This window comes from Ruegeria sp. HKCCA4008 (assembly GCF_013033125.1).
Lineage (GTDB): Bacteria > Pseudomonadota > Alphaproteobacteria > Rhodobacterales > Rhodobacteraceae > Ruegeria.
In genome coordinates, this window is sequence record NZ_WQDM01000003.1 from 278,459 (window position 1) to 304,782 (window position 26,324).

The 26,324-nt window shown below is 58.7% G+C and carries 26 protein-coding genes and 1 tRNA gene; 9 read left to right on the forward strand and 18 right to left on the reverse strand.

The window, feature by feature from the left end; translation table 11 throughout:
- Window positions 1-23: 23 nt before the first annotated feature.
- Window positions 24-1,421 (reverse strand): amidohydrolase family protein, encoded by a 1,398-nt coding sequence (locus GOW60_RS09370; protein ID WP_171229078.1) that lies wholly within the window; start codon window positions 1,419-1,421, stop codon window positions 24-26.
- A 142-nt stretch (window positions 1,422-1,563) separates the two neighbouring features.
- On the opposite strand from GOW60_RS09370, the gene GOW60_RS09375 reads away from it, so the two are divergent.
- Complete coding sequence (locus GOW60_RS09375) at window positions 1,564-2,565, forward strand: AraC family transcriptional regulator (RefSeq protein WP_171229079.1); 1,002 nt, start codon at window positions 1,564-1,566, stop codon at window positions 2,563-2,565.
- A 535-nt stretch (window positions 2,566-3,100) separates the two neighbouring features.
- The gene (locus tag GOW60_RS09380) at window positions 3,101-4,099 is read left to right on the forward strand and encodes a LacI family DNA-binding transcriptional regulator (RefSeq protein WP_171229080.1); all 999 of its coding nucleotides are present in this window, start codon (window positions 3,101-3,103) and stop codon (window positions 4,097-4,099) included.
- Here GOW60_RS09380 and GOW60_RS09385 read toward each other — a convergent pair whose 3' ends face one another.
- Both GOW60_RS09385 and GOW60_RS09390 read right to left on the reverse strand, forming a co-directional pair.
- Window positions 4,100-5,233: a Gfo/Idh/MocA family protein gene (locus GOW60_RS09385; protein WP_171229081.1), complete on the reverse strand. Its 1,134-nt coding sequence runs from the start codon at window positions 5,231-5,233 to the stop codon at window positions 4,100-4,102.
- A gap of 38 nt (window positions 5,234-5,271) precedes the next feature.
- On the reverse strand, window positions 5,272-6,375 hold the full coding sequence (locus GOW60_RS09390) for a Gfo/Idh/MocA family protein (RefSeq protein WP_171229082.1): 1,104 nt from the start codon (window positions 6,373-6,375) through the stop codon (window positions 5,272-5,274).
- Window positions 6,376-6,498: 123 nt separating this feature from the next.
- On the opposite strand from GOW60_RS09390, the gene iolC reads away from it, so the two are divergent.
- Genes iolC through GOW60_RS09405 form a run of 3 tightly spaced genes read left to right on the forward strand, consistent with a single transcriptional unit; the run spans window position 6,499 to window position 9,149 of the window.
- A complete protein-coding gene (gene iolC, locus GOW60_RS09395) occupies window positions 6,499-7,467 on the forward strand; it encodes a 5-dehydro-2-deoxygluconokinase (protein WP_171229083.1) in 969 nt (322 codons plus the stop codon).
- Window positions 7,468-7,476: 9 nt separating this feature from the next.
- A complete protein-coding gene (locus GOW60_RS09400; protein ID WP_171229084.1) occupies window positions 7,477-8,313 on the forward strand; it encodes a 5-deoxy-glucuronate isomerase in 837 nt (278 codons plus the stop codon).
- On the forward strand, window positions 8,310-9,149 hold the full coding sequence (locus GOW60_RS09405) for a class II fructose-bisphosphate aldolase (RefSeq protein ID WP_171229085.1): 840 nt from the start codon (window positions 8,310-8,312) through the stop codon (window positions 9,147-9,149). The genes GOW60_RS09400 and GOW60_RS09405 overlap by 4 nt, the downstream gene beginning before the upstream one ends.
- Before the next feature lie 3 nt (window positions 9,150-9,152).
- Here GOW60_RS09405 and GOW60_RS09410 read toward each other — a convergent pair whose 3' ends face one another.
- The 13 genes from GOW60_RS09410 to GOW60_RS09470 form a co-directional block, all read right to left on the reverse strand.
- Window positions 9,153-9,932, reverse strand: coding sequence for a TIM barrel protein (locus GOW60_RS09410; protein ID WP_171229086.1), 780 nt, complete (start codon window positions 9,930-9,932; stop codon window positions 9,153-9,155).
- Between the two features lie 26 nt (window positions 9,933-9,958).
- Window positions 9,959-10,717 carry an SDR family NAD(P)-dependent oxidoreductase gene (locus tag GOW60_RS09415; protein WP_171229087.1) on the reverse strand — a complete coding sequence of 253 codons (759 nt, stop codon included), beginning with the start codon at window positions 10,715-10,717 and terminating at the stop codon, window positions 9,959-9,961.
- Entirely contained in the window at window positions 10,714-11,520 is an 807-nt protein-coding gene (gene iolB, locus GOW60_RS09420; protein ID WP_171229088.1) for a 5-deoxy-glucuronate isomerase, read from the reverse strand. The genes GOW60_RS09415 and iolB overlap by 4 nt, the downstream gene beginning before the upstream one ends.
- A gap of 48 nt (window positions 11,521-11,568) precedes the next feature.
- The gene (locus GOW60_RS09425) at window positions 11,569-12,750 is read right to left on the reverse strand and encodes a phytanoyl-CoA dioxygenase family protein (protein WP_171229089.1); all 1,182 of its coding nucleotides are present in this window, start codon (window positions 12,748-12,750) and stop codon (window positions 11,569-11,571) included.
- A gap of 49 nt (window positions 12,751-12,799) precedes the next feature.
- Entirely contained in the window at window positions 12,800-13,699 is a 900-nt protein-coding gene (gene iolE, locus GOW60_RS09430; RefSeq protein ID WP_171229090.1) for a myo-inosose-2 dehydratase, read from the reverse strand.
- Complete coding sequence (iolD, locus tag GOW60_RS09435; RefSeq protein ID WP_171229091.1) at window positions 13,696-15,528, reverse strand: 3D-(3,5/4)-trihydroxycyclohexane-1,2-dione acylhydrolase (decyclizing); 1,833 nt, start codon at window positions 15,526-15,528, stop codon at window positions 13,696-13,698. The genes iolE and iolD overlap by 4 nt, the downstream gene beginning before the upstream one ends.
- 152 nt (window positions 15,529-15,680) lie before the next feature.
- Entirely contained in the window at window positions 15,681-16,502 is an 822-nt protein-coding gene (locus tag GOW60_RS09440; protein ID WP_152459131.1) for an ATP-binding cassette domain-containing protein, read from the reverse strand.
- A gap of 1 nt (window position 16,503) precedes the next feature.
- Entirely contained in the window at window positions 16,504-17,610 is a 1,107-nt protein-coding gene (locus GOW60_RS09445) for an ABC transporter permease (RefSeq protein ID WP_171118992.1), read from the reverse strand.
- A gap of 69 nt (window positions 17,611-17,679) precedes the next feature.
- Window positions 17,680-18,600, reverse strand: coding sequence for a sugar ABC transporter substrate-binding protein (locus GOW60_RS09450; RefSeq protein ID WP_171229092.1), 921 nt, complete (start codon window positions 18,598-18,600; stop codon window positions 17,680-17,682).
- 124 nt (window positions 18,601-18,724) lie between these two features.
- Window positions 18,725-19,738 (reverse strand): inositol 2-dehydrogenase, encoded by a 1,014-nt coding sequence (gene iolG, locus GOW60_RS09455; RefSeq protein ID WP_171229093.1) that lies wholly within the window; start codon window positions 19,736-19,738, stop codon window positions 18,725-18,727.
- A 381-nt stretch (window positions 19,739-20,119) separates the two neighbouring features.
- A tRNA-Arg gene (locus GOW60_RS09460) sits at window positions 20,120-20,196 on the reverse strand.
- A gap of 21 nt (window positions 20,197-20,217) precedes the next feature.
- Window positions 20,218-20,694, reverse strand: coding sequence for a GNAT family N-acetyltransferase (locus tag GOW60_RS09465; protein ID WP_171229094.1), 477 nt, complete (start codon window positions 20,692-20,694; stop codon window positions 20,218-20,220).
- On the reverse strand, window positions 20,695-21,006 hold the full coding sequence (locus GOW60_RS09470; RefSeq protein ID WP_152459136.1) for an ETC complex I subunit: 312 nt from the start codon (window positions 21,004-21,006) through the stop codon (window positions 20,695-20,697). It lies immediately after the preceding gene.
- Window positions 21,007-21,163: 157 nt separating this feature from the next.
- On the opposite strand from GOW60_RS09470, the gene GOW60_RS09475 reads away from it, so the two are divergent.
- Together GOW60_RS09475 and uvrB are read left to right on the forward strand one after the other, a co-directional pair.
- Window positions 21,164-21,421 (forward strand): hypothetical protein, encoded by a 258-nt coding sequence (locus tag GOW60_RS09475; protein WP_171229095.1) that lies wholly within the window; start codon window positions 21,164-21,166, stop codon window positions 21,419-21,421.
- 14 nt (window positions 21,422-21,435) lie between these two features.
- A complete protein-coding gene (uvrB, locus tag GOW60_RS09480; RefSeq protein WP_305848961.1) occupies window positions 21,436-23,622 on the forward strand; it encodes an excinuclease ABC subunit UvrB in 2,187 nt (728 codons plus the stop codon).
- Window positions 23,623-23,628: 6 nt separating this feature from the next.
- On the opposite strand, the gene GOW60_RS09485 is transcribed toward uvrB, so the two are convergent.
- Entirely contained in the window at window positions 23,629-24,585 is a 957-nt protein-coding gene (locus GOW60_RS09485; RefSeq protein ID WP_171229097.1) for a hypothetical protein, read from the reverse strand.
- 276 nt (window positions 24,586-24,861) lie between these two features.
- Here GOW60_RS09485 and GOW60_RS09490 point away from each other — a divergent pair, with 276 nt between their 5' ends.
- Entirely contained in the window at window positions 24,862-25,569 is a 708-nt protein-coding gene (locus GOW60_RS09490; protein WP_171229098.1) for an ORF6N domain-containing protein, read from the forward strand.
- A gap of 43 nt (window positions 25,570-25,612) precedes the next feature.
- Window positions 25,613-26,041 carry a hypothetical protein gene (locus tag GOW60_RS09495; RefSeq protein ID WP_171229099.1) on the forward strand — a complete coding sequence of 143 codons (429 nt, stop codon included), beginning with the start codon at window positions 25,613-25,615 and terminating at the stop codon, window positions 26,039-26,041.
- Window positions 26,042-26,046: 5 nt separating this feature from the next.
- On the opposite strand, the gene GOW60_RS09500 is transcribed toward GOW60_RS09495, so the two are convergent.
- A complete protein-coding gene (locus GOW60_RS09500; RefSeq protein WP_171169092.1) occupies window positions 26,047-26,280 on the reverse strand; it encodes a zf-TFIIB domain-containing protein in 234 nt (77 codons plus the stop codon).
- Window positions 26,281-26,324 lie beyond the last annotated feature (44 nt).

Consider the following 26,324-nt stretch of genomic DNA (forward strand, 5'->3'; position numbering starts at 1 on the left):
ATCTCTCCAACCGTTTTTTTGGGTCAGTCCAGTGTGTTCTTGTATATCACACCGTCCTTCATAATCAGTCGGATCGTTTCCGGGCTTTCCGGCCTCGGGTCGGCGCCAAACCATTGATCCCCGGTTCCAACGACGGAAAAGTCTTCAAGTGGGTTTCCGTCGATCAGCAGGATATCCGCATAAGCCCCTTCCTCGATCACACCCAGTTTTCCGGCCGTATACGGGTTCATGAAATCGCCGGACAGCGCCACGATCTCGCCACCGATCGACGTCAAAGTGACCATCGACTGATAGGGCCCAAAAAATTCATTGTTCAGGTGCTTCTCGTAGGCAATCTGGATATTGCACGCCTCGACCGAACCAACACAATCGGTCTGGAACCCCCGCTTTACCGGGCATTCCTTCATATTGTCGATATAGCCCGCAAAAGTGGCGGATGCGGATTTTGCCTTGGCCAGGCTCGACGGCACGTTTGCCACAGCCGGAATGTCCAGCAATCCGGGGTCGAAGGCCGTCAGGTTGGTGGTGATGTAGGCCCCTTTTTCGTTCATGACCTGGGCAATGTCACAGTCGAACGAGAAACCATGTTCAATCGACATCACACCCGCGTCCAGCGCACTAAGGATTGCCTCCTTACGATAGGAATGCGCCATGACATAGCTGCCATATTCATTGGCGACCTGTACCGCGGCTCGAATTTCCTCGGGCGATCCAGCAAGCAATTGCCATGGATCGAAGGCTGAAACGACACCGCCGGATTGCATGAATTTCAACTGCGTTGCGCCCATGCGGAAATTGTTACGCGCGAATTTATAAACGTCATCGACGCCGCTAACCTCTTGCGCCAAGTTTAGGCGGCTCATGTTGGTCTCTGAACCCGGCGGCGCGGTGAAATTCGCAAAGTCAGCGTGACCACCTCGCGTTCCTATAAATGCGCCAGACGGGTAATAACGGGGGCCATCGATTTGCCCCGAGTCAATTGCCCTGCGCAACCCACCATTGGCCCCCCCGGCGTCTCTGACCGTGGTAAAACCTTGCATGAGATACATCTCAGCCATTCGTGCACCGTGAATGGCGAAGTCCTCCCATGTTGTGTTGGCTTCCATCGCTGGCAGCGTAGGCCCCATCAACATCAAATGGGCATGGTTCTCGACAAAGCCCGGGCTCAACGTCCGCCCCCCGCCGTCAATCACAACGGCGTTGGGCGCGTCCACCGCTTCGGTTGAAACAGTCTTGATCAGGTTGCCCTCGACCAGAACATTTGCATTCTCGATACGTTGCTCATTCACGCCATCAAAGACGTGCACATTGGTAAACAGCGTTTGAGGATCTTCTTGATCCTGAGCCTGCGCAGCCGCCGAAAAACCAAAAACTGCCGCGACCACTACCGCCGGGCAAATGGACATTCGCATGTTGGTCATAGGTCTTCCCTTCACATTCACGTTTTACCAAACGTAGCCCGAAAACTCTTGGGCGGGTTGCCACTTTTGGACTAACATGTGCGAATGTGACCGCAAAAAAGGCCACTGAACGAAACCATCGGTTTTAACAAGGGTGACGGGCGTGCCACTCAGCTCCACTTCTGAAGCGCATAGCGAAGGCTTTATCCGCCTCGCGCTGGCCGCCCCGTTTCTGCAATATCTCACCGACCGCGGGATCAATCCGCAACCGGCCTTGGATCAGGTCGGCTTGAAGGCCGACCTGCTGTCCGACCCATCTGTCTATGTCCACTCAGAACTGGTCTATGGTCTGTTGAATGCCTTCTCAGAGTTGTCAGGGGATCGATACCTTGGCCTGAATGTAGGAGAGACATTTGACCTGCAAGGATGGCCGCCATTCGCCCGGTCGCTGCAATCCTCGAACACTCTGTTCGAGTTTTTTGCCCGGTTCGTAAGGCTTGTTCCACAAGAGTCCAACGCCGTCCGGCACAGTCTTGTCGTGGAAGCAGACAAAGCGATCTATCGGATCGCACGGCAACAAGAACCAACCGTTCCGCCCGTTCAGGTTACCGGGTTTGGAGCTGCCATCTATGTGCGCCTGTTGCAAAGCGTGGTCGGAAACGCGTGGGATCCGTCCCGGGTGCGATGGGAAAGCAGATACATCCTTGGCTTGCCACGCGGTTACAAAGGTATCGAAGTCGGCCTTGGACCCAACCCCGGAATGCAGATCAGTTTTCCCGTGGAATGGTTGTTTCTACAACATGCGGCAGAGGAGTCCGAAACGCCGACAGCCACGATTCGGCACAATGAAGACGTCACCGTAGTGGCCGCTTTGCGGTCTGTCCTGCGCGGAAAACTGGATGAGTCAGAGCTGGGGCCGGAGGTTGTGGCCGGATTGCTGGGTATCCAGCCCGAGCGGTTCCTGAAAGCACTTCAGAAACATCAGACAACACTTCCCCGAGAGGTAAGGCGTCTGCGGGTCGATGTCGCCAAGGAGCACCTCAGAGAAAGCAAAATGACAGTTGCCGAGATCGGCCTCATGCTTGGCTATTCCGACAAGTCCCACTTCACTCGGTTTTTTCGAAGCCAGACCGGTGTGACGCCAACAAAATTCCGTCTTGGATAGCAACTGCGCTGCGAATGGGCGGGTTGGCGTTCCACTGCCTCTCTCATGTATGTCCACCAAGGGATGGCCATGATTTGCGCCACGTTCATGGATCAATACCAAAGGTTGAAAAAGCAATTGCCCGATGGCCCTTTTGGCAACGCATGCGACGTCACGCATGCCTGTTGCGGCTCGATCGGATGTGATCTTGAAAGCGGCAGGAAAGGATATGCCCTTGAACCGCTCCGCAGTTTGTGCAACTTCAAATCGCTGACAACACCGGGTGTCTCTGGGAACCTGTGCCCTTGGCGGCAGTGCAAGACGGCGCTTGGGTGCATCTGCGGATTGGAAAATGCGCTTCTGTTTTGCTGAAGATGTCAGGAGTTCGAGTGTCTCATCACCCGCCTTTTTGCCTGCAAAGTTTCGACGCTCAAACACGGTTGAATCTTCGTGGTAGGGTTGCAACCGGTTGCAAGTTCAGGTCGATGATGCATAATGCTGGGGCAATGCCAAACTTACCTGCCTTCCTGCCTCGCTTTAATCGGAGTCCCGCAGCGTGAGTGTGACCCTGAAAGACGTGGCCGCCTTGGCTGGCGTTTCACGGTCCGCCGTTTCGCGCACCTTTACAGAAGGTGCCTCGGTTTCCGCAAAAACTCGCAGCAAGGTTGAAAAGGCGGCCCGTGAGCTGGGCTACAGCCCCAATGCTCTGGCTTCGTCTCTGACGACCGGGCGCACCAAACTGATCGGGTTGATTTCGAACAACTTTCACAACCCGATCTTTCTGGAAGTCTTCGACCAGTTTACACGCGCCTTGCAGGAACGCGGCCTGCGCCCGCTGATCGTGAACCTGACGGACGAGACCGAGCCCGCCAATTCCGTACGCATGCTGCGGCAATACTCAGTGGATGCGGTGATCGTCGCCTCGTCGACCTTGCCGCCCAGCTTTGCCAAGGCGTTCCACGATGCGGGCGTACCGGTGGTGCACACGTTCGGCCGGTCTGCCACCTCGCCCGAGGTGCATGTGGTCGGGATCGACAATGTGGAATGCGGGCGCATGGCCGCGCGCGAGCTGGTCGCGCGGGGTTATGCCAGCGTGGGCTATCTGGGCGGGCCGCAGGATGCGACCTCGTCCCTGGACCGACAGCGGGGCTTTATCGAAGAAATGGCCAACCATGCGCAGATTCCGGTCAACCACTCCTTCGCCGGGGCTTATTCCTTCGAGGCCGGCCGGGCCGAGATGCTGCGCCTGCTGGCCGGTGACCCGGCGCAGGCCTATTTCTGCGGCGACGACATCCTGTCGATCGGGGCGCTGTCGGCGCTGGCCGATCACGGGCTGAAACCGGGTACCGATATCGGGATCATCGGCCTGAACGACATGGAAATGTCGCGCTGGGAATACATCAAACTGACCACCATCCATCAGCCGATCAAGCAGATCATCACCTCGTCGGTCGATCTGGTCGAAGAGATGCTGAAAACGCCCGACCGCTACCCCGAAGCGCGTATCTTCCCCTGCCGGGTGGTCGAGCGGGGCACGTTGCGGCCCCACCCCTGATCAGCGGAACATCGGCGGGCGGGCGTCCTGCCAGGCACCATCTGCCTTGCCCGACGCAACGGCCGCGTGCACCGCTGCGATCGATCGCACGCCATCCGCCGCGTTGGGCAGGCCATCCCGGCTTTCACCGCGGATCGCATCCGCCAGATCGCAATAGATATTGGCAACGGCCAGCGGGAAGCCTTCGGGGTGCGCGATGGCGACCCGAGACAGGCGCTGCACTTCATCATGCAGACCCCCCTCGCCCTTTTCGATGATCTGGGTGCGCCCTCCTACCGGGGTGTAGATCAACTGGTTGGGTTGCTCTGACGCCCAGCGCAACCCGCCGGTTTCGCCAAAGACCTGTATGTCAAAGCCATGCTGGCGCCCGATCGCCACGGAAGATGTCCAAAGACGCCCGACCGTGCCGCCTTCCATACGGAAGTTGATCATTGCATCGTCTTCCAGTTCCCGGCTTGCGATCGTTGAGGCCATATCAGCCGAAAGCGTCTTCACCTCGTCATCACAGATAAAACTGGCCATATGCAGGGCGTGGATACCGCAATCGGCGAACTGCCCGGAAACCCCTGCCATCGCAGGGTCATAGCGCCAGCGCACGCGCGGATTGTCCGCATCGGTGGCATCCCCGTGGTGGCCATGGCTGAAATTGGTCACCACAAGACGCACCTGTCCGATTTCGCCCGAGCGCACCATAGCGCGGGCCTGCCGCACCATCGGATAGGCGGAATAGCAGTAGTTCACCGCGCAGATCTTTCCCGATGCTTCGGCGACGCGGACAATTTCCTCACCCTCTTCCACAGTCATGGTCATCGGCTTTTCACACAGGACATTGAAGCCCGCCTCAAGATACGCCTTGGCGATCTCGAAATGTGTCGAATTCGGCGTGGCGATTGTCACCAGATCAATCCGGTCTTCACGGTCCTTCTCACCGGCCAGCATTTCTTGCCAGTCGCCATAGGCGCGATCGGCGGCAACGCCCAATCGCTGCGCGTATTCCCGGCCCGCTTCGGGCCGGTGATCCAGCGCACCAGCGGCAAATTCAAACAGCCCGTCAGCCTGTGCCCCCAAGCGGTGCGCGGGGCCAATCTGGCTGCCTTCACCACCACCGATCATGCCCCATCTCAACTTAGCCATGGTCATTGTCTCTCATTGGAAGTTTTTTGTTTGAGCGATCAGAAATCGCGGATGTCTTTCCACTGCCGCTGCTCGGACGATGCCAAGGCGGCGGCAAGCACCCGGTTGACCTCATGCCCGTCGCGAAAGGTCGGCCAAGCGGCTTTTCCGGTGTGGATGGCCTGAAGAAAATCTTTGGCCTCGATAATGATCTGGTCCTGATAGCCTGTTCCGTGGCCCGGACCCTGGCAGAAGGGCTCGTAATCCGGATGCGCCGGGCCGGTCAGAATTTTTGTGAACCCACGGGACGCTTCGGGCCCTTCCCGCTTATACAGCCACAGCGCGTTCTGGTCCTCCTGATCGAACCGGATGGCGCCCTTTGTTCCCGATATTTCATAAGCATAGCCCATTTTTCGCCCCGTCGCGACGCGGCTGAAATACAGGTTGCCCATAACACCGTTTTCAAAACGGCACATCATCTGGGCATGGTCGTCATTTGTCACCTCACCGCCCGGTCGGGTTCTGTGAACCGTTTCAACATCCGCCATAACCTGCGCGATCGGACCAACCAGCGCCAATGCACCGTTGACCATATGCGGTGCCAGATCTCCGATGGTGCCATTGGCCATACCCGTCGTACGCCAGGAGGCAGGAGCGTGCGGGTCGGCATAGAAATCCTCGGTGTGCTCCCCCCGGAACCAGGTGATATCCCCGATATCACCATTGGCAATAAGCTGGCGGGCGTATTGGGTCGCAGGTGTACGAACATAGTTGAACCCCACCATGTTGACCGCGCCAGACGCTTCGGCAGCAGCAACCATGGCCAGACTGTCGTCAAGGGATGCGCCCAGTGGTTTTTCACACAAGACCGGTTTACCCAATTCAAACGCCGCTTCGGCAATCTGACGATGTGTCGATTGAGGCGAGGCGATGACGATTGCCTGAACCCTGGGATCCTCAACCAATATCCGCCAATCATCGGTTGCTTTGTCAAATCCATAGGCCGTCCTGTAACGTTCGGCGCTTTCGGGGCTGGACGCACAAATGACCTCGAGCCGGGGTCGCAATGCCGTGTTGAACACCGCGCCGACCGCTGACATGGCCACGGAATGGGCCTTGCCCATATAGCCGCCGCCGACGATTCCAATTCCGATTTCAGGCATCTGCAACGGCTCCGAACATATCATTTGCAACCGGTTGCAAAATCAGTATCGTGTGAATCGATTCAACGCAAGGTCCAAACTTTGCCGACCCATTCTGCCGGAGGACAAAACTTGAGCGCTTTGATGGATGGTATCAAAGGAAACCGCTTCGCCGTTCTGGGTCGCGCAGGCATGGACCTGTACGCCGACCCAATCGGCGTCAAAAGCGAGGATGCCAGCACGTTTCATGCCGACCTGGGTGGTTCTTCCGCCAATATTTGTGCCGGGCTGGTCAAGTTGGGCAGCGAGGCGTCGCTGATTACGTCCGTCTCGGACGATGCGATTGGGCGGTTCTGTCTGAACCGGTTGCGGCATTACGGTGTGGACACATCCTATATCCGCGTTCTGGGCGGCGAATACCGCATGTCTCTGGCCGTGTACGAAAGCCGGATCGAGGACTTTCAGAATGTGATCTATCGCAACGGGGCCGTTGATTTCCAGGTCACCAAAGAGGATATGGACAGGGTCGATTATTCATCTTTCTCGGCAATCATCTCGGCAGGAACGGTCTTTGCGTCCGAACCGTCGCGCAGCGCCACATTCCGGGCCTTCGAGAACGCCCAAAGCGCAGGGCTGCCGATCATTTTCGACATCGATTACCGCCCATACAGCTGGCCCTCGGCCGAGGTGGCTGCCGAAGTTCTGTCCCGGGCTGGCGAAGCCAGCAACCTGATCGTCGGCAACGACGAAGAGTTCGGATTCATGGCCGGCGGCATCGAAAAGGGTTTTGCCAAGGCGCAGGAACTTGCCCAAAAACCGGGTCGGATCGTCATCTACAAGATGGGCGAAAAAGGTGCTGTCACCTTTGTGGACGGGCAAGAGCTGCGAACCGGTATTTACCCGGTTACGGCCGTCAAACCCAACGGGGCTGGCGACAGTTTCATGGCCGGGCTGCTGGCCTCGATCGCGGCCGGGCACGATCTGAAAGACGCGGTCATGCGCGGTTCGGCCTGCGCGTCGATCGTGGTGTCGCATCCCGGTTGCGCACCCGCCATGCCAACGACACCAGAACTGGACGCGTTTCTCGCTTCGCATCCCGGCCCGACCACATAGGAGAGTACCATGCATATCGCACCCTATGACAATCAGAACAAACCCATCGTAGACGCCGATGATCCAACGGTTCCGCTGAACTATTTCAACATCGTCAAACTGAAAAAGGGCGAGGCCTTCGAGTACCAGATCCCGGGTTACGAAACCTGCATCGTGCCCGCCACCGGCAGCGTCGACGTGGATGTCGAAGGCGTGCGCTTTGCCCATCTAGGCAACCGGGGCGAAGATGTCTGGGATGGCGAGCCCGAGGGCGCCTATGTCCCGTCGGGGGCACCGGCGCAGATGGTCTGCGTGTCAGAGACGGCCGAGGTGTTCGTGGCCGGCGCAAAGTATGACAAAGTGCTGGATCCCTTCGACGTGCGCGAGCATGACCTGGTGCAATATGGCAGCGACGACACCAAGACCCATCGCAAGATCAAGCACATCCTGGGCCAGAAGCAGCATGACAAGGTCGGCCGCCTGCTGGTCAGCGAGTTGTTCACCGTGGGTCAGGGCGGCTGGTCGGGCTTTCCCAGCCACAAGCACGACACCAACCGCCTGCCGGACGAGACCCGACATGACGAAACCTACAATTTCCGCTTCAAACCCAATTGGGGCTCGGGCCTGCAGATGCTGCAGCGCGAGGACAACGAACCAGGCGATGCCTATCACATCGTCGATGGCTCCACGATCTGCATCGACAAGGGCTATCACCCCTGCTGCGTGCTGCCGGGATACGAGATGTATTACTTCACCATCCTCGGCGGGCTGACCCAGCGGTCGCTGGTGCAGTATTTCCAACCCACCCATGCCTATCAGATCGAAACGATCCCGGGCATCAAAGACATGATCGCCAAATTCAAATGACCCTCGCTACGCTCAAAGACGTCCTGCAACCGGCCTATGAACAGGGCTATGCCGTCGGCGGCCTGGTGACGCTGGGCTGGGAGGACATGCGCGCCTATGTCGCCGCCGCCGAGGCCGAGAACGCCCCGGTGATCCTACAAGCCGGACCCAGCTGCCGCGAGCACACCCCGCTGCCGATCCTGGGCAAGATGTTCCGGTATCTGGCCGAAAACGCCTCGGTGCCCTTGGTGGCGCATCTGGATCACGGCTATACTTTCGAGGATTGCAAGATCGCGTTGGACAGCGGGTTCACCTCGCTGATGTTCGACGGGTCGCGCAAGCCCTTGCAGCAGAACATCGATGAAACCGCCGCGATTGCCGAAATGGCCCACGCCGCCGGGATCTCGTGCGAGGGCGAGATCGGCTTCGTCGGCTATTCCGGCGGTGAAGGCTCAAACGGCACGGATCCCGAGGAAGCCGCGAAGTTTGCCCGCGACAGCGGCGTCGACGCTATGGCAATCTCGGTCGGAAACGTCCACCTTCAGCAGAACAAGGAAGGCGGTCTGGACGAGGACCGCATACACCAAATCGACTCCATGACCGAGGTTCCACTGGTCATCCATGGCGGTTCGGGTGTGCCGGTCGAACAGCGCGCGCGGCTGGCGCGCGAGACCTCCATCTGCAAATTCAACATCGGGACCGAACTGCGCATGGCCTTCGGCACCGCCCTGCGCGAGGCCGTGAACCGCGACCCCGACCGGTTCGACCGGGTGACGATCCTGAAGGAAACACACGATCCGGTCATGGCTGCCGCCCGCACGGTGATCCGCGCCTTTGGTGCGCCGCCGCAGCGGTGACGCTCAGAGCGTGAATGCCGACCGGAAGGCGACCAGCGCGTCTTCCGGGTCGCCTGCGGCGAAGGCTTCCATCCCGACCGGGCCGCGATAGCCCAGATCGTTCAACGCACGCGCCACGGCGGCATAGTTGATCTCACCGGTTCCGGGCTCGCACCGACCGGGATTGTCGGCCACCTGCACCTCTCCGATCCAGGGCAGACATTTTTCACACCAGCGGATCAGATCCCCCTCGCCGATCTGGGTATGGTAGAGGTCGAGATTGATCCGCAACTGCGAACGATCAACCGACGAAACCAAGGAAAGCACGTCCGCCGTTGACCCAAATGGACAGCCGGGATGGTCCAGCAGGTTCAGGTTTTCAAGCGTGAACACTACATCTTCGGCCTGGGCCAGATCACAGATCCGGTTCAGGGTATCCCTGGCCTTGAGCCACATCGGCCCTGTGACCTCGTCATGTTGCCAGATCGGTATACCACCGTCACCCAACCCGGTGCCGTGCAGATTCAGTCGCGCAACGCCCAGACGCTTGCCGACCTGAATTGTTTCGGCCGCCGAGGCCAGCAGCATCTCGGCCCCGTCATCGTCGGCCAGCCGCCCCTGAAGATAGCCGTTCATGATGGTGAAACTGGCACCGGTCGCGACCAGCCTGGGAATATCGAGCTCCGGCCAGTTCCACAGCCCGACGCCGAACCCCATCTCGGCCAGCCGGGCGGCACGCCAATCCATCGGCCTGTCCAGCCACAGCATCTCGGCGCAAGCTGCCAGTTCGAACGGTTGAGTCATCGAACCACCTTTCGGAATGTGTGGGCTCAGATCGACCCGCCTTCGACCATGAAGTTTCCGGCACTGCACATGGCTGCATCGTCCGAGGCCAGAAACAGCACCATCCGCGCCACATAGACCGGGTCGATCGGGTCGGGCAGACACTGACGATCCACTTGCTTGGCCAGAGCCTCGGGGGTGACCCACAGATCTTTCTGGCGCTGGGTCATGATCCAGCCGGGCACGACCGTGTTGACGCGGATGCGGTGATCACCCAGCTCGCGCGCCATGGTGCGGGTCAGTCCATGCACAGCGGATTTGGCGGTGGCATATGCAGGGAAACCCGCCCCGGCCTCCCACCACGAATTCGACCCGATATTGATGATCGAACCTGCACCCTTGGCGATCATTCCGGGTGCCACCGACTGAATGGCAAAGAACATGTGGCGGATATTGGTCGCCATGCGCTCATCCCAATAGTCAGGCGTGACCTCGCGCCAGTCGTGCCGGTCATCCCGGGCCGCGTTGTTCACCAGAACATCCGCCGCGCCCAGTTCTTCCACCAATTGCCCTATTGCGGCGTTCATCTCGTCAATGTCTCGCAGATCGCATTGGGCGAATGCATGCTCTCCGTCCAGTTCGGAAAGCAAAGCAAGCCCGGCATCAGCGTTGAGGTCCAAAAACCCAACCTTTGCCCCCTGTTCGGCAAAGGCCCGAACGGTTTCCGCGCCAATTCCGCCGGCGCCTCCGGTGATGAAAACCGTCTTACCTGCAAGGCTTGGGTAATTGGCGAAAGTATGGCTCATCCGTCACGCTCCATGATCCATTCGACCTCGGGGGCCGGAACAAACCGCCATTTCCGCAGCGGTCCGGCCATGACGTTCAGATAGTACATCTCGAACCCATAGGGCGCACCGCAAGGGTGATGGCCACGCGGGACGATCACAACGTCGCCATCGGATACCGCCATCGTCTTATCCAACTGGCCGTCATCGGTGTAAACCCGCTGGATCCCAAACCCGTTCGACGGGTTCAGGCGGTGGTAGTAGGTCTCTTCCAGATAGGTGATGCGGGGATAGTCATCCTCGTCGTGGCGGTGGCTGGGATAGGAGGACCAGTGGCCGTTCGGGGTGAACACCTCGGTCACCAGCAGGCTGTCGGCGTAATCCTCGGCCTCCATCGCGATGTTGTTGATATAGCGTGTGTTTACGCCCTTTCCACGTTCAGTCAGCGTGATCCCGTCCGGGCCGATCCGCCGCGCCGGGTGCCCGCCCTTGCCCGGGGCAGAGCAGACGGCGATAACGCAGTCGGTTTCGGCCACGGCCTCCCATTCGGTTCCGTTGGGCAGATACAGGCAATGAGGCGGGGTCTTTTCAAAGACGTTCATCCGCTCGCCCAACACGCCCCAGTCCTGACCTGCCCCGGTGATCCGCGCCTTGCCTTCAACCATCACAAGGATGACTTCGCGATCCGCGGTCACTTCGTTTGCGCGATCCCCGGCCTTTAGATGATAAAGCCCAAAGCCCACATAATTCCATCCAGCGCTTGACGGAGTGATGTCATGTACCTTGCCGTGGGTTCCGATCGGTTTCTTCAGCAGGTCTGCCATTCTTGTTCTCCTTCTTGGGCGGCCCCCGAGTGCCCGCCTGTGTTGAATTCAGGCAGCTTGCCTTTGGTTCCGGGCCGATAGGGACTGGGCCAGCCGCGCCTCGGTCCATCCTTCCGCAACCGCGCGACGCAGAATATCTGCCTGGCTTTCCGGCGCATTGCCCCCGACCGGGGGGTCCGTGTCCAGATTGGTCGGGAAGGGATAGCCCTCAGCCGTCGCCGCAATTGCGGCCTCCACCTGCGCTGCGTCCAGCGCCCCGCGCTGTTTCAAGGCGATCAGAGACGGGAACGCCGCCAAGGACATCGCCTGCCGGTCCACCGACTCCATCGCGCGCCCGAAGGCGGAAGAGATTTGCAGCAGGTTTGCCATGCGATTGATGTCGGCGCTGCTGTTCGCGCCCGCCGCATGGAACAGCGCCGGATTGAAGAACACCGCATCACCCTTCTCCAGCGGCAACTGGATACAGCTGTCTTCGAAATGCGCCCGGTGTGCCTCATCGTGGAACGCCAGATAGCCCGGCGGGTAAAGCTGCGAGAACGGCAACAACTTGGTCGGCCCGCTTTCCACCGGCATGTCACAATGAGCCACGGCCCCCTGCAATGTCAGCGAGGCCGTCACCAGATGGGCGTGAACCGGATAGCGCACCGCGTTATCAGCGTTTTGGAATCCCAAATGGTAGTCTCGATGCGCCTGCTGGGCCTTGCCTCTGGGGCGCACCTGATTGATTTGCGCGGTCACCTGATAGTTCGGGCCAAGCCATGCTTCACATGCCGCCGCAATCGCCGTGTTCCCGAAATAGAGCGCAAAGCCCTCGGGGTCGCGCAGGCATTGCTTTTGCAGCGCGTTCCACACCCGGTCATTCGCGCCCGAGGCGGCAAAATGATCGCCCTCACCGGCGCCACCCTGGCGTTCTTCTTCGATGATTTCACGAAACACATCCGTCGCCCGATCAATGATCGACGTGTCGGGATACGCCCCTTTCAGGGCGATCACACCGGCGGATTTGCCCAGTACCCGGCCCCATTCCGCCAGCAAGGCCCTGCGCGTATCAGGCCGTTCCAAACCGGGACTCAGTGCCTGCATATCATAGACGGGCACGTTCTTTTCGACCGAGGCGGCAAAAGGCACCGTCTCGGCGGAAAGAGTCTGAGAGGTCAACACCTTGAATTCATCCAGATCACAGGATTCCCGGTCGAAATAGCCGACATATCCAAGGTCCTGTTGTACCATGACGTGCTCCTCTCTGATGGCTTCGGTGTTGCCCCGTTGTGGTGGTGATCTATGAGGTGATCTTCAGCCCGGCCTTGCCGCAGACCTCGACGATGTGGTCATAGCCCATTTTCGAGTACTCATAGGGCGGCGCCTTAACCGGGTCCTGCTCTGCCTCGACCACGATCCAGCCGTTGTAATCCATTGCTTTCAGTGCATCGGCCACGGCCTGAAAGTCGATGCAACCGTCACCCGGCACGGTGAACGCGCCCGCGATCACCGCATCCAGAAAACTGCGATTGTTCTCACGCCTGTCCTGTACGATTTCAGGGCGGATATCCTTGAAATGCACGTGATGCACCCGATCGCCCCAACGGTTCAGCGTGGCCATCACATCGCCGCCACCAAACAGCAGATGGCCCGTATCGAAACACAGGCTCAATTCGGGGCCTGACCCCTCCATCAGCCAGTTCACCTCATCTTCGCTTTCGATGATCGTGCCCATGTGATGGTGATAGGCCATGGGCATGCCCTGATCCGCCATCCACTTGGCAAGTTCGGTCAGCTTGCCCGCATAGGCCAGAACCTCGTCCCGCGACAGTCTGGGGCGATCATTTACAGGCGTTCCGATCTGTCCCTGGACGGTATTGGAGCATTCGGCATAGACGATGCACGGGCTGTTCAGCGCAACGAATTGTTCGACCTGGTCGCGCACGACGGCGATCTCGGCGTGCAAGTCGTTGACCAGCGTGCTGCCCGAGCACCACCCCCCACACAACGCGATGTCATTTGCATCCAGATAGGCCCGCAACCCTTCGGTGTCGGCGGGCATCCTCTGGCCCCGTTCGACACCTGTATAGCCAATCTCGCGCGCTTCTTTCAGCGCCTGCTCCATCGTGTAAGCTGCGGTCAGGTCCGGCAGATCGTCATTCTGCCAAGCAATCGGAGAGATGCCGATCTTAACGCTCATTTCGTGTTTCTTTCCTTGATGGCGGCTTCATAGGCCGCGCGTTTTTCATTCACTTCGGGGCGGGTGCTGACCTCGGGCACCGCCACTTCCCACCAGGTTCCGCCATATTCGGTCGATGGATAGGGATCGGTGTCGATCACCACGACATAGGGGCCTTTGACCTCATCGCGTTTGGCCAGCGCGTCTTCGAGCTCGGCAATCGAACTGACCTTGACCGAAGTCGCCCCCATCGCTGCCGCATGGGCGGCAAAATCGATGGCTGATTTTGTCTCGTGCACAGTGTGGTCGAGAAGGTTGTTGAACTCGGCCCCGCCTGTCCCCATTTGCAGACGGTTGATGCACCCAAACCCGCGGTTGTCCGTGACGACAACGGTGAACGAAATCCCCATCATCGCCGCCGTCGCCATTTCCGAGTTGGCCATCATATAAGTGCCATCACCGGTAAAGCAGATCACGTCGCGGTCGGGCTGGGCCATCTTGATGCCCATGGCACCAGCGATCTCGTACCCCATGCAGCTGAAACCATATTCCATGTGATAGGCACCGGGGCGTGGTGCCTTCCAAAGCTTGTGCAGCTCACCCGGCATCGTGCCGGCAGCGCACATCGCAACAGTGTTTTCCTTGGCGGCCCGCTGCACGGCGCCGATCACCTGCATATCCGTGGGCAGCGCATTGCTGTCCGTCGGGGCATCCGTCAGCGCATCAACTTTGCCGAACCAATCAGATTTCAATGCCGCGGGCAGATCCGGCGCGCGATGGCCGCCCAGCGCTTCGCTGAGTTCATCCAAACCAACCCGAGCGTCGGCCTGCAACGGCATCGCTCCGTGCTTTTCGGCGTCGTAGGCAGCGGTGTTCAGGCTGATCAACTCACGCCCGGGGTTCGCGAACAAACCCCATGACCCGGTGGTGAAGTCCTGAAACCGGGTGCCGACGCCCAGCACAAGATCCGCCTTTGCGCAAATGTCGTTGGCGGGTTCGCCCCCGGTCACACCAACAGGACCAAGGTTGAGCGGATGATCCCAGGCCAATGCGGACTTGCCGGCCTGTGTCTCGGCCACGGGGACATTGTGTGCCTCGGCAAAACGCTGCAACGTGGCGGTTGCGTCCGAATAATGCACACCTCCGCCGGCAACGACAACGGGGCGCTTGGCGGCCTTGATCGCGGCAACGGCACGCGCCAGTTCCCCCTCATCCGGGCGAATGCGGCGCTGATACCAGACGCGGGGCTCAAAGAAGCTTTCGGGATAGTCATATGCTTCGGCCTGCACGTCCTGACAAAAGGCCAGCGTCGCCGGGCCGCAATCCGCCGGGTCCGTCATCGTGCGGAAGGCGCGTGGCAGAGCCGTCAGCAGGTGTTCCGGGCGGGTGATGCGGTCGAAATACCGGCTGACCGGTCTGAAACAATCATTTGCACTGATGGTTCCATCCGAGAACACTTCGGGTTGCTGCAAAACCGGATCGGGGCCACGCGTCGCAAATACATCGCCTGGCAGAAACAAAACAGGCAGACGGTTCACGTGGGCCAGAGCAGCGGCCGTAACCATGTTGGTGGCCCCCGGTCCGATCGATGACGTCACCGCCATGGCGCGCCGCCGGCCCAACTGCTTAGCATAAGCAATCGCGCTGTGTGCCATGGTCTGTTCGTTGTGACCGCGATAGGTGGGAAGACTGTCTTTCACCCCATGCAGCGCCTCGCCCAAACTTGCCACGTTGCCATGGCCGAAGATCGCCCACACACCTGCGATGAACGGCTCTCCGGCCTCGTTCATCTGCGCCCCGAGATAGCGCACCAGAGCCTGCGCCGCGGTCAATCGGACTGTTTTGCTCATCATGATCCCTTTCAACTCGGAGCCGCCATCGGCGGTCCGCGGGTTTTCTCATTTTCGAAGGTGTCAGGCCTTTTGTCAGAGCCTGAAATCAGAGTGGCGTCAGGTGCCACCGCCCGATGGATGCCCCCGTGAGGGCATCCGAGCGTTTTGCTTTAGACAGTACCGCCCAGCGATCCCTCAAGCTCAGCCATTTCCTGACCGCCGGCCATCAGGTCCTGCAACTCTTCGGGTGTGATTTCACCGCGTTTGGCAGTGCCCAGAGTTTTGCCGCGGTTCAGTACGGTAAAACGATCACCCACCGCCAGCGCATGGCGCACGTTGTGGCTGATGAAAACCACGCCGACACCCTGGCTGCGCACCCGGTCGATCGTGGCAAGAACATTCGACGTCTGACGCACACCAAGCGCCGAGGTCGGTTCGTCGAGGATCAGGATCTTGGCGCCGAAATACACCGCCCGCGCGATGGCCACCGTCTGACGTTCGCCGCCGGACAATGTCCCAACCGCCTGATCCGGTGCGCGCAGATTGATGCCCATCTTGCGCATCTCTTCCATGCAGACTTCGTTTGCATGATCCACATCGAACCGCTTGAGCAGCCCTTTGCCCTTGGTGGGTTCGCGCCCCATGAAGAAATTGCGCGTCACGCTCATCAGCGGGATCATCGCAAGATCCTGAAACACGGTCGCGATGCCCGCTTCCATCGCGTCACGCGGCGTGTCGAAATGCAACGGCTGACCTTCGAACAGAATCTCGCCCTTGGTGGGTTTGTGTACCCCGGACATGGTCTTGATGAAGGTAGACTTGCCCGCGCCGTTGTCGCCCAGCAGGCAATGGCATTCCCCGGGCTTGACGTCAAAGCTGACGCCAGCAAGCGCGATGATATTGCCAAAGTGCTTTTCGATGTCTTTCATCTGAACGATGGGCGCCTGGTCATCGACGGCATCGCCATGGTGGAATTTGGTGTCTTCGGTCATATCAGCGCTCCCCGGTTACGCGTTTGCGGATCGCGTTGTTGAACAGAACGGCAATCAACAGCATGGCACCCAGGAAGACCTGGAACCAATCCTGATCAAAGTCGGTATAGGTCAGTCCGATGACGACCATTCCAAAGATGATCGAGCCGAAGAAAGCCCCGATGGCCGAGCCGTATCCACCGGTCAGCAGGCAGCCACCGATGACCGCAGCAATGATCGCCTCGAATTCTTTCTGGAACCCCCGCCGCGCATCGGTCGAGCCCGCGTCCATGACGGTAATGATCGCCACAAGGGCGGCACAGCACGCCGTCAGCATGAACAGTGAAACCTTGACGCGGTTCACCGGTACACCCGAATTGGATGCAGCCGTGCTGTCACCACCCGAGGCGAAAATCCAGTTCCCCACCGGGGTACGCAGCAGCACGTAGGTCGCTGCCAGTGTAATGACGATGAACCACAGGATTTCGACCGGAATACCCGGGACCTTGGGCGCACCGCTTTTGAATGTATCGATCATGCCGTTGGCGGCCAGCCATGCGAACAGGCTGCCGAATGCTTCGCCCGAAAAGAAGGGGGCCAGCCAGTCGTTTTCGACCGCGTCGCGCACGCCGCGCAGCTGGGTCGAACCGCCTGTCGCCATTTTCAGACCCACCAGTGACAGGCCACGAAGGATGAACAGAAACGCCAGCGTTACAATGAACGAAGGCAGGCCCGAACGGATCACGATATTGCCGTTGACCGCACCGACACAGGCCGCAAATACGAATGTCATCGGGATGGCAAAGATCAGCGGCAATTGCCAGGTCACGACGCAGACGCCGAAAAACAGCCCCGAGAACGCGACCATCGATCCGATCGACAGGTCGAACTCTCCACCGATCATCAGCAGTGCCGCACCGATCGCCAGGATACCCAACTGTGCCGCGGGGGTCATGAAGTTCATGACACCGGCCAGAGTGAACATCGATTCATCTGCGGTGATCGCAAAGAACACGAATACCAGAACCGCACCTGCAATGGCGCCCAGCTCGGGTCTTTTCATCAGTTTGGTCAGGAACGGTTCTTTCTTGACCCTTTCGTCCGACAGGACGGGCGCTGATTCACTCATGGTTTCCTCCCAATTCGGTGAGACCGGCGCGTTGGCGCCGATCCTGTTGTTTGTCGAGCCGCGCCGAAATCAGCGGATACCTTGCGCGGACAGTTCGATGACCTGTGCGGCCTTGTCCTGAGTGATCAGGTTCGGACCCGAAGGCACGTCGCCACCCGGCATCAGGCCGTATTTGGCGTGCAGACCCATGAAGTTCACCGACAGGTAGCCCTGAAGGTACTGCTGCTGGTCGATGGCAAAGGCCGCGTCACCATCCACGATTGACTGGAGGAAGTTGGCCGAAAGGTCGAACGAGGCAACATTCAAATCCCGCCCCGAGGCTTTGGCCGCGGCGACCGAAGGCTCGCCGGCCGAGCTTGCGCCCAGAGCCATAACGGTATCAACGCTTTCGTCAGCGGCCAACGCGGCGGCAACTTTGGACTCGATCTCGGACGGATCGTTCGAGGTCGGCAGAACGGTTACTTTACCGCCGAACCCTTCGGTGAAGCCTTCGCAGCGCAGGTCAAGTGACACGTTGCCGACCTCGTGGTTGACACAGATCGCATTGGTTCCACCCATCGAGGCCAGTTTTTCACCAGCCGCCTTGCCCGCATCATATTCGTCCTGACCCACATGCAGCAAAGCACCCAGTTCCTTGGCCACTTCCGCACCCGAGTTGATCGAGATCACCGGGATACCGGCGGCAACCGCACGTTCGATCGAGGGGCCAAGCGCATCGGCATCCGGGATCGAGACGATCAGCCCGTCGGGCTCCTGGTTCACGGCTGCGTCGATCAGCTGCGACATGGCAACCATGTCAAAGGTCTCAGGTGCACGATATTCCACGTTGACACCGACATCTTTTCCGGCCTGCTCAACACCGTTCTTCACAACGTTCCAGAATGCGTCATTGGCCTGGCCATGCGACACGACCACGATTTCCTGCGCAAGTGCAGGTGTGGCCAAGGCCAGTGCCCCCGCAGCAAGCGCGCCTTTAACGAATTTCTTCATTTCAGTTTCCTCCCAATGGTTCAGTCTGATCTTCTGTCGGGGTACCAGCCCCGATCATCCGGCTGTGCCGAATCTCAGTGGCTGCGGCGCTGGGCCGAGCTGCCGTTAGTTTGAAGTATTTCAATCATTTTGCAACCGGTTTCAAAATTTCTTCCATCCGTACCGGTTTTCCTGCCCGCGCCGACAGGGTTGCGGCCTCGGCCATCGCCAGCGCTGCAACACCGTCCTTCAGCGTGACCGGAACTTCGGATCCACTTTCAACAGCGTCGACAAATGCGGCCCATTCCACGCGGTATGCAGGCATGTAGCGTTCCAGGAAGAAATAGGTAGGCTTGGCACCCACGACACCGTCCGCCGTTGACTTGACGACAGTGTTTTCCAGCATGTTCTGAGCCTGTAGCAACCCCTCGGAGCCCAGCAGTTCGACCCGCTGGTCATAGCCATAGGCCGCGCGCCGCGAATTCTTGATGACCGCGATGCGGCCATCCGCGTAAGTCATTGTAACTGCCGCTGTATCCACATCCCCCGCGGCGCCGATTTCAGCATCCACAAGCGAAGACCCAACCGCCGAGATTGTTTCGGGAACGTCCCCCATCAGGAAGTTCGCCATGTCAAAATCATGAATCATCATGTCCCGAAACAAACCGCCAGACACCTTTACGTAGCTGACCGGTGGTGGCGCCGGGTCAAAAGATGTGATCGACAGGAGCTCTGCCTTGCCAATCTCACCCGCATCCAACCCCGCCTTCAAGGTCGCAAAATTGGGATCAAATCGCCGATTGAACCCTATCATGACCGGCTTGCCGCGTTCCGAGACCGAATTGAGACATTCCGTGGCGCGCTTCAGGTCCAAATCAACGGGCTTTTCACACAGGACGGTTTTTCCTGCGCCTGTCGCTGCTTCAATCAGGTCAGAATGCGTATCTGTCGGAGTTGCAATCAGAACCGCGCAGATTTCCGGATCCGCAATGATCTCTTCGGAGCTGCGCGCCTTGGCCCCATGATCGCTGGCAAGGCTGGCCGCAGCCTCGGGCAAGGCATCGGAAACAGCAATGAGTTTGCTGCCCGGATGCGATGCAATCGCCTGCGCATGAACACGCCCGATGCGCCCGGCACCCAACAATCCGACGTTCAACATACAGATCTCCCGAATCTTGTTGTTGCGCGCAACAATGATTCTATTTGCAACCGGTTGCAATATTTTTTTCACAACCTTGGTGCTTTTACGGCCCAGGCCCCAAATCATCCTGAAGAATTCGCGTTATGACCCCGGATCCCGATCCGCCAGCTGCAACTCACACGCTGAAATCCACGCATTCGCCGTCCTACGGGAATCCCCCAATTTCGGAACATGGTGAATCAGGTTAATGTTTGGTTAAGGAACACACACTACCACTCTGTGACCCCTTAGAAGGGCTGGCATGACCCCCTCGTCCAGCCCTTCATACCTCACCCAACAACCGCGAAGAAACAGCCCGCATTGCGGCCTGACGTGTTCATCGAAATCGAAATTCGAGAATGGCGATCCCTGAAGGACTCGAACCCTCAACCTGCTGATTAGAAGTCAGCTGCTCTATCCAGTTGAGCTAAGGGACCGCTGCACCCTTCTTGCGGTTTTTACGAGCGGGGTTCAAGAGCCAAGCGCATGAATGCGCTGTTCGGATCGTCACTGTACCCAAAGATCGGTCCGCAATAGGAATAGCCCAACGCTTCGTAGAGTTTGCGGGCGGCATCATACTCTGGAAGATGCTCTGCCCCGGTTTCCAAAACCAAAGCTTCGACGCCTTCTGCGCGCGCCAGATCGGCCAGATGAGTCATTATGACACGCGCCAGTCCGCGCCCCCGTGCCTGTGCGAGGATATGCACCGACTTCACCTCGGCCGTGCCATCGGGCAACAGCTTCAAGGCGCCGCAGCCCAACGCCTGCTGATCGTCGTAAATCGCACAGAATCGAATGCCCGGTCCGGCCAATGTTTCTGCGCTCATCGTATGGTTGCTTTCCGCAGGACCGGCCGATTCGCTGTGAGCGAAATGAGCTTCCACAATCGGGCGCAACACGTCCGAGGTCGGGTCGGCCTCGCGAATTTCGATCATTCAGTGAGTCCAGGGGCCACGGCGGTCAGTGGCGAAGTTTTCTCCGTAGCCGCGTGCGCGCAGGTTGGGTTTGCGCTTGTGCGGCTCGCTGACTTGCGCATCGATGCCATTGTCCCTGGCATAATCCATCGCCTCTTTCTTGGTGTCGAATTTCAGGCGTATCTGGGTTTGCGTATCATTGGATGATGTCCAGCCCATCAGCGGATCAACCTCACGTGCCGAAGCGGGAGCATATTCCAGAACCCACTTGCGTGTCTTGGCCATCCCTGAAGTCATCGCATTCCTTGCAGGCTGGTAAATCCGTGCGCGCATGTCGCCTCTCCGTACTCACTTGGCTGGACCTGTTTATGCGTCAGAGCGCAGCCCGGGACAAGATAACAATTGTCGCGGATTGTCGACGCAAGCCAATGACAGAAACTGTCATCAGGGCCAACTATGATCTTCGACAAATCAGCCGAAGGATAAGCGGATGATCCATCGTGAGTGCATTCTGGGCGTCGACGCGAACCCCGGACACAACCGGGCGATGCCCTCGACCGAAGCCCATGCCGTGATCGCCGGCCAACCGATGATGACGAAGGCTCTCGAAGGCGAGCTTGCCGCGTTGGCCGGCAAGGTTGGCTCGGATCACAATCCGGATGCGTATCTGCCCAGTGTTGAAACTTGGGGATTTGTACCGGATCAGCCCTTGCAGTTGGACAAAATAAGAACAAATGTAAGGGCCTGATCCGGAGCCTGCCCATGCCATACGCCCATTCCGACAAGACCCAAATGACAACCGAAGATGTTCGGGCCCGCCTGAAACTGGAAGGCGGCAAACGGTTTGTCATGCATACGGAGTTCGCCCCCGCAGGAGACCAGCCAACCGCGATCAAGGAACTTGCGGGCGGAATTCTGGATGGAGAGCGCGATCAGGTTCTGTTGGGGGCGACCGGAACGGGCAAAACCTTCACCATGGCCAAGGTGATCGAGGAAACTCAGCGCCCGGCCATCATCCTGGCCCCCAACAAGACATTGGCGGCGCAGCTATATGGCGAGTTCAAAGGCTTCTTCCCGGAAAACGCGGTCGAATACTTCGTCTCCTACTACGACTACTACCAGCCAGAAGCCTATGTCGCGCGATCAGACACGTATATCGAGAAGGAATCGCAGATCAACGAACAGATCGACCGGATGCGCCACTCGGCCACGCGGGCGCTGCTGGAACGAGACGACGTGATAATCGTGGCCTCGGTCTCGTGCATCTATGGCATCGGCTCGGTCGAGACCTACGGGGCGATGACGCAGGATCTGAAGGTCGGACACGAATACGACCAGCGGCAGGTGATGGCCGATCTGGTGGCCCAGCAATACCGCCGCAACGATCAGGCATTTCAGCGCGGGTCATTCCGGGTGCGGGGCGACAGCCTTGAAATCTGGCCCGCCCACCTTGAGGATCGCGCCTGGAAATTCTCGTTCTTCGGTGAGGAACTGGAAAGCATCACCGAATTCGACCCGCTGACCGGCGAGCGCGCCGCGACAATGGAACAGGTGCGCGTCTATGCGAACTCGCACTATGTCACGCCGAAACCGACGATGCAGCAGGCCATCATCGGCATCAAAAAGGAACTGCGCCAGCGGCTGGATCAGCTGGTGGGCGAGGGCAAGCTGCTCGAGGCGCAGCGGCTGGAACAGCGCACCAATTTCGATCTGGAGATGCTCGAGGCCACCGGCGTCTGCAACGGGATCGAGAACTACTCGCGCTATCTGACCGGTCGTGCGCCGGGCGAACCGCCCCCGACCCTGTTCGAATTCATCCCCGACAACGCCATCGTTTTCGCCGATGAATCCCACGTCAGCGTGCCGCAGATCGGCGGCATGTATCGGGGCGACTATCGCCGCAAGTTCACGCTGGCCGAACACGGGTTCCGTCTGCCGTCCTGCATGGACAACCGCCCGCTGAAGTTCGAGGAATGGGACGCCATGCGCCCGCAATCCGTCTTCGTCTCGGCCACTCCGGCGAAGTGGGAGATCGAACAGACCGGCGGCGTCTTCACCGAACAGGTGATTCGCCCCACGGGCCTTTTGGACCCCGAGGTCGAAATTCGCCCCGTCGAGATGCAAGTGGACGACCTGCTGGACGAGGTGCGCAAAGTTGCCGCCAATGGCTTCCGCACGCTGGTGACGACGCTGACCAAACGCATGGCCGAGGACCTGACCGAATACCTGCATGAACAGGGCATCAAGGTCCGCTACATGCACTCGGACATCGACACGCTGGAACGCATCGAGATCCTGCGCGACCTGCGGCTGGGGGCGTTCGACGTGCTGGTGGGCATCAACCTGCTGCGCGAGGGGCTCGACATCCCCGAATGCGGGCTGGTCGCCATTCTGGACGCGGATAAAGAGGGCTTCCTGCGGTCCGAGACCTCGCTGATCCAGACCATCGGCCGCGCCGCGCGGAATGCCGATGGCCGCGTGATCATGTATGCCGACAAGATCACTGGCAGCATGGAGCGCGCGCTGGAGGAAACCAACCGCCGCCGCGCCAAGCAGATCGCCTATAACGAGGAACACGGCATCACGCCCGAGACGGTTAAGAAGAATGTCGAGGACGTTCTGGCCGGTCTCTACGAGGGCGACGTCGACATGAACCGCGTCACAGCCACCATCGACAAACCGATGCACGGCGCGAATTTGGAGGCGCATCTGGACGGGTTGCGCGAGAAGATGCGCAAAGCCGCCGAGAACCTGGAATTCGAAGAGGCCGCCAACATCCGGGATGAGATCAAACGTCTGGAAGCGGTCGACCTCGCCGTCGCCGACGACCCCATGGCGCGGCAATGGGCGGTCGAGAAAGCCTCGGAAGACGCGGTGCGGTCGCAGGGGCGGTCAACGGCTGGACGGCCGGGGCAGCGGGGTGGAAATGTGAAGCGGCGGAAGCGATAGAACTTTCTACAGCCCGATCACGGATGCCAAGTAGGCAGTAATTAACCCGATCATCACAGTACTCAATGTTGAGAGACCTACCCGCCCGATTGTTTTCCCTGTTGTGTGCGCGTTTTTCGCGACTAGTTCGGCATCGGCTTGTGTTAACTGAATCAGTGACAAAGGCATAAGCCTTGCAATTTGGTTTTCGGCATAGAAACCGATTCTACGCGATACGGCTATAGTCAGGATTACGCAAAACAAACTTACAACCCCTGCGCGAAATAGAGACTGCAAGTCAAAGGGGTAATCATTGAAATGCATCAGTAGAACGGAGCAAACAGCGAATGCGCCTAAGCCTTGAATGACAATGGAAGTTGCCTTCTCCGCCTTCTTAATTACAGAATGCACTCTTCCTGCGCACTGTTTCCTGAGTCCGGAATACCAGTCTTCTACTTGAGCTTCGATACTTCTAGCAACTGCGAGATCTACATACTCTATGGCCATCCGCCCAGTTAACCTCATCGAATCAAAAGATAGCCTTCTTTGAATATCGGAAGCTTGCAGGTCTTCCATTTTCTTTGGAAGCGCCATGGTGTTTCTAAGGCCTATTTCGAGCGAGTAAGGTTTTGCCTCGCTTGTTTTGGGAAGCAAAATCAAAAAATTATATTCAATTTCAATTTGCTCAATACACTCGTTTCTTGTTGCACCTTGGGCAGCAAATTTTTGGAAGCTACTTACTCGCTCCGTTTTTTCATCGATGTATCGAATTGTGATTGAGCAGTTGGAACCAACGCAATGGTACTGTTCCATTAGGGCTTGAATTGAGCGGTGTAAGTTTTCAATATCTGAGAATTCTATTTGGTGGGCGTCAAAGAAATATCGACTTAACCGCTCAGTTCTGCCGGTAATGTCGTTATAAACATCCTGAACAACCTGAAGTGACACTTCACCACCAGTCGATATTTTGACTTTGTCGAGCAACTCTAGATTCCCTGTAAATAGCTAATCTTTTGGATGTTTTTCCACTAGCAGAGCTGTCACTAGAGGATCAACCCGGCAATCTTAGGGTGAGTTAAATTATCACTGCACACCTCGGGTCTTTCTATCTCGTCGTGATCATTTCTAACGCGACCAACTCACAAAAGGTCATTACATTTGGGCACATTGAGATGTCACTCAGACCCACACTCCACCCTTGCACCCCACCCCTCCGTCCTCCACGTTTGAAATCACAAATTGTGATTCCAAACGGGTGCCATGACAAACGCCAAGAACCTGCCCTCCACGCATGAGGTCCAAAGCGCCATTCACCGGGTGCGCGGCACCCGCGTGGTGCTGGCCGAGGATCTGGCGCAGTTCTACGGAAAATCCGTCAGCGCCTTCAATCAGGCCGTCTCGCGCAACAAGGACCTGTTCGAGGGCTACCGCTTTCAGCTGACCGATGCCGAGGTGGCCGATTTGATATCACAGAATGTGATCTCAAAACCCAAAGGCCGCGGCGGGCGGCGGGTCAACCCGTGGGTCTACACCGACTACGGCGTGGCCATCGCCTCGACCCTGTTCAAGGACCCGCGCGCGATCAAGATCACCCGCATGATCACCGAGGCATTCGTCGATGGCGCCAACGCCCTGGCTGAAACCCCGCGCAGCGCGCCCGAGATCCTGCCGCCCGAAAGCACCCCCGCCCCGTTGCTGCCCAATGGAGATCAGTTGCGGGCGCTGGCCGAAAACATCCTCGATTCCGGGCAGCAGAGCCTTGTCGATTATATCGCCAACCCCACCACCAAGCGCCAACAGGCCGTGGCCGTGATCATGAAGACGCTGGCGGAAACCGCCGGCGAAGAGGTGCGCACCCAGCACGAGCGTCTGCGCCTGCGCATCGCCGAACGGTTGGCCGCCGGCGATTATGCCGATGATGACGACCGCAAGGGGTTGCTGGAACTGCTGAATGCGATGAAAGGCTGACGCAGCCCTTGCCCCGGACCTTTCGGCCGCTAGACTCCGCCCAATGCGCATTGTCCTGTTATCACTGATCCTCGGCACACCCGCCGCCGCGTGGGAAGCAACGGTGGGCCAGATCTGCACCCTGTCACACGTGACGGACACGGCAGAGATATTCCTGACCTATGACCCGGCAAAGCCGCTCTATACCCTGTCCGTGACCCGCAAGACCGAAGGTTGGACCAATACCCCATGGTTCGCGATGCGGTTCGAGGGGCCGAACCCGATCGAAATCGCCACTCCGCATCATGTTCTGTCCGACGGTGCATCGATGCTGACGGTTACCGATACCGGATTTGGAAACGTGCTGGACGGGCTGGAATACAACCTGACCGCCTATGCGTTTACGCAGGACAGGGTGAGTGAATTTCCCCTGGACGGTGCAGCGCCCCAGGTTCGCATTTTCCGCGAATGTGCCGGGGCTCAGCTGTCCTGACCGGGTCAGAAATCGAACAGATCTTCCAGAAAGCCGCCACGCTTCTTTTTCTTGCGATAGCCGTGATCCGCCCGGTCATCGTAGCCGGGTTGTGGCGGAGAATACGCTGTTGACCGCTCGATGATCTTGTCCAGTTCGCCCCGATCCAGCCAGACACCTCGGCATTGCGGACAATAGTCGATTTCTACCCCGTTTCTGTCCGTGATGACCAGTTGAGTTCCGTCAATCGGGCATTGCATCATACGATCTCCTGTTTTGCCATCTAATCTATATGAGATGGGGT

Excerpts from the sequence above, each read along its gene's own strand:
- GOW60_RS09400 (WP_171229084.1), top strand. The coding sequence starts at position 7,477 with ATGCATATCGCACCCTATGACAATCAGAACAAACCCATCGTAGACGCC.
- iolE (WP_171229090.1), bottom strand. The coding sequence starts at position 13,699 with ATGAGCGTTAAGATCGGCATCTCTCCGATTGCTTGGCAGAATGACGAT.
- GOW60_RS09445 (WP_171118992.1), bottom strand. The coding sequence starts at position 17,610 with ATGAGTGAATCAGCGCCCGTCCTGTCGGACGAAAGGGTCAAGAAAGAA.
- uvrB (WP_305848961.1), top strand. The coding sequence starts at position 21,436 with ATGCCATACGCCCATTCCGACAAGACCCAAATGACAACCGAAGATGTT.
- GOW60_RS09495 (WP_171229099.1), top strand. The coding sequence starts at position 25,613 with ATGCGCATTGTCCTGTTATCACTGATCCTCGGCACACCCGCCGCCGCG.
- GOW60_RS09465 (WP_171229094.1), bottom strand. The coding sequence starts at position 20,694 with ATGATCGAAATTCGCGAGGCCGACCCGACCTCGGACGTGTTGCGCCCG.
- GOW60_RS09405 (WP_171229085.1), top strand. The coding sequence starts at position 8,310 with ATGACCCTCGCTACGCTCAAAGACGTCCTGCAACCGGCCTATGAACAG.
- GOW60_RS09440 (WP_152459131.1), bottom strand. The coding sequence starts at position 16,502 with ATGACCGAAGACACCAAATTCCACCATGGCGATGCCGTCGATGACCAG.
- iolG (WP_171229093.1), bottom strand. The coding sequence starts at position 19,738 with ATGTTGAACGTCGGATTGTTGGGTGCCGGGCGCATCGGGCGTGTTCAT.
- GOW60_RS09500 (WP_171169092.1), bottom strand. The coding sequence starts at position 26,280 with ATGCAATGCCCGATTGACGGAACTCAACTGGTCATCACGGACAGAAAC.
- GOW60_RS09425 (WP_171229089.1), bottom strand. The coding sequence starts at position 12,750 with ATGGTACAACAGGACCTTGGATATGTCGGCTATTTCGACCGGGAATCC.
- GOW60_RS09470 (WP_152459136.1), bottom strand. The coding sequence starts at position 21,006 with ATGCGCGCACGGATTTACCAGCCTGCAAGGAATGCGATGACTTCAGGG.
- GOW60_RS09410 (WP_171229086.1), bottom strand. The coding sequence starts at position 9,932 with ATGACTCAACCGTTCGAACTGGCAGCTTGCGCCGAGATGCTGTGGCTG.
- iolD (WP_171229091.1), bottom strand. The coding sequence starts at position 15,528 with ATGAGCAAAACAGTCCGATTGACCGCGGCGCAGGCTCTGGTGCGCTAT.
- GOW60_RS09385 (WP_171229081.1), bottom strand. The coding sequence starts at position 5,233 with ATGGCTAAGTTGAGATGGGGCATGATCGGTGGTGGTGAAGGCAGCCAG.
- GOW60_RS09475 (WP_171229095.1), top strand. The coding sequence starts at position 21,164 with ATGATCCATCGTGAGTGCATTCTGGGCGTCGACGCGAACCCCGGACAC.
- iolB (WP_171229088.1), bottom strand. The coding sequence starts at position 11,520 with ATGGCAGACCTGCTGAAGAAACCGATCGGAACCCACGGCAAGGTACAT.
- iolC (WP_171229083.1), top strand. The coding sequence starts at position 6,499 with ATGGATGGTATCAAAGGAAACCGCTTCGCCGTTCTGGGTCGCGCAGGC.
- GOW60_RS09390 (WP_171229082.1), bottom strand. The coding sequence starts at position 6,375 with ATGCCTGAAATCGGAATTGGAATCGTCGGCGGCGGCTATATGGGCAAG.
- GOW60_RS09450 (WP_171229092.1), bottom strand. The coding sequence starts at position 18,600 with ATGAAGAAATTCGTTAAAGGCGCGCTTGCTGCGGGGGCACTGGCCTTG.
- GOW60_RS09415 (WP_171229087.1), bottom strand. The coding sequence starts at position 10,717 with ATGAGCCATACTTTCGCCAATTACCCAAGCCTTGCAGGTAAGACGGTT.
- GOW60_RS09490 (WP_171229098.1), top strand. The coding sequence starts at position 24,862 with ATGACAAACGCCAAGAACCTGCCCTCCACGCATGAGGTCCAAAGCGCC.
- GOW60_RS09370 (WP_171229078.1), bottom strand. The coding sequence starts at position 1,421 with ATGACCAACATGCGAATGTCCATTTGCCCGGCGGTAGTGGTCGCGGCA.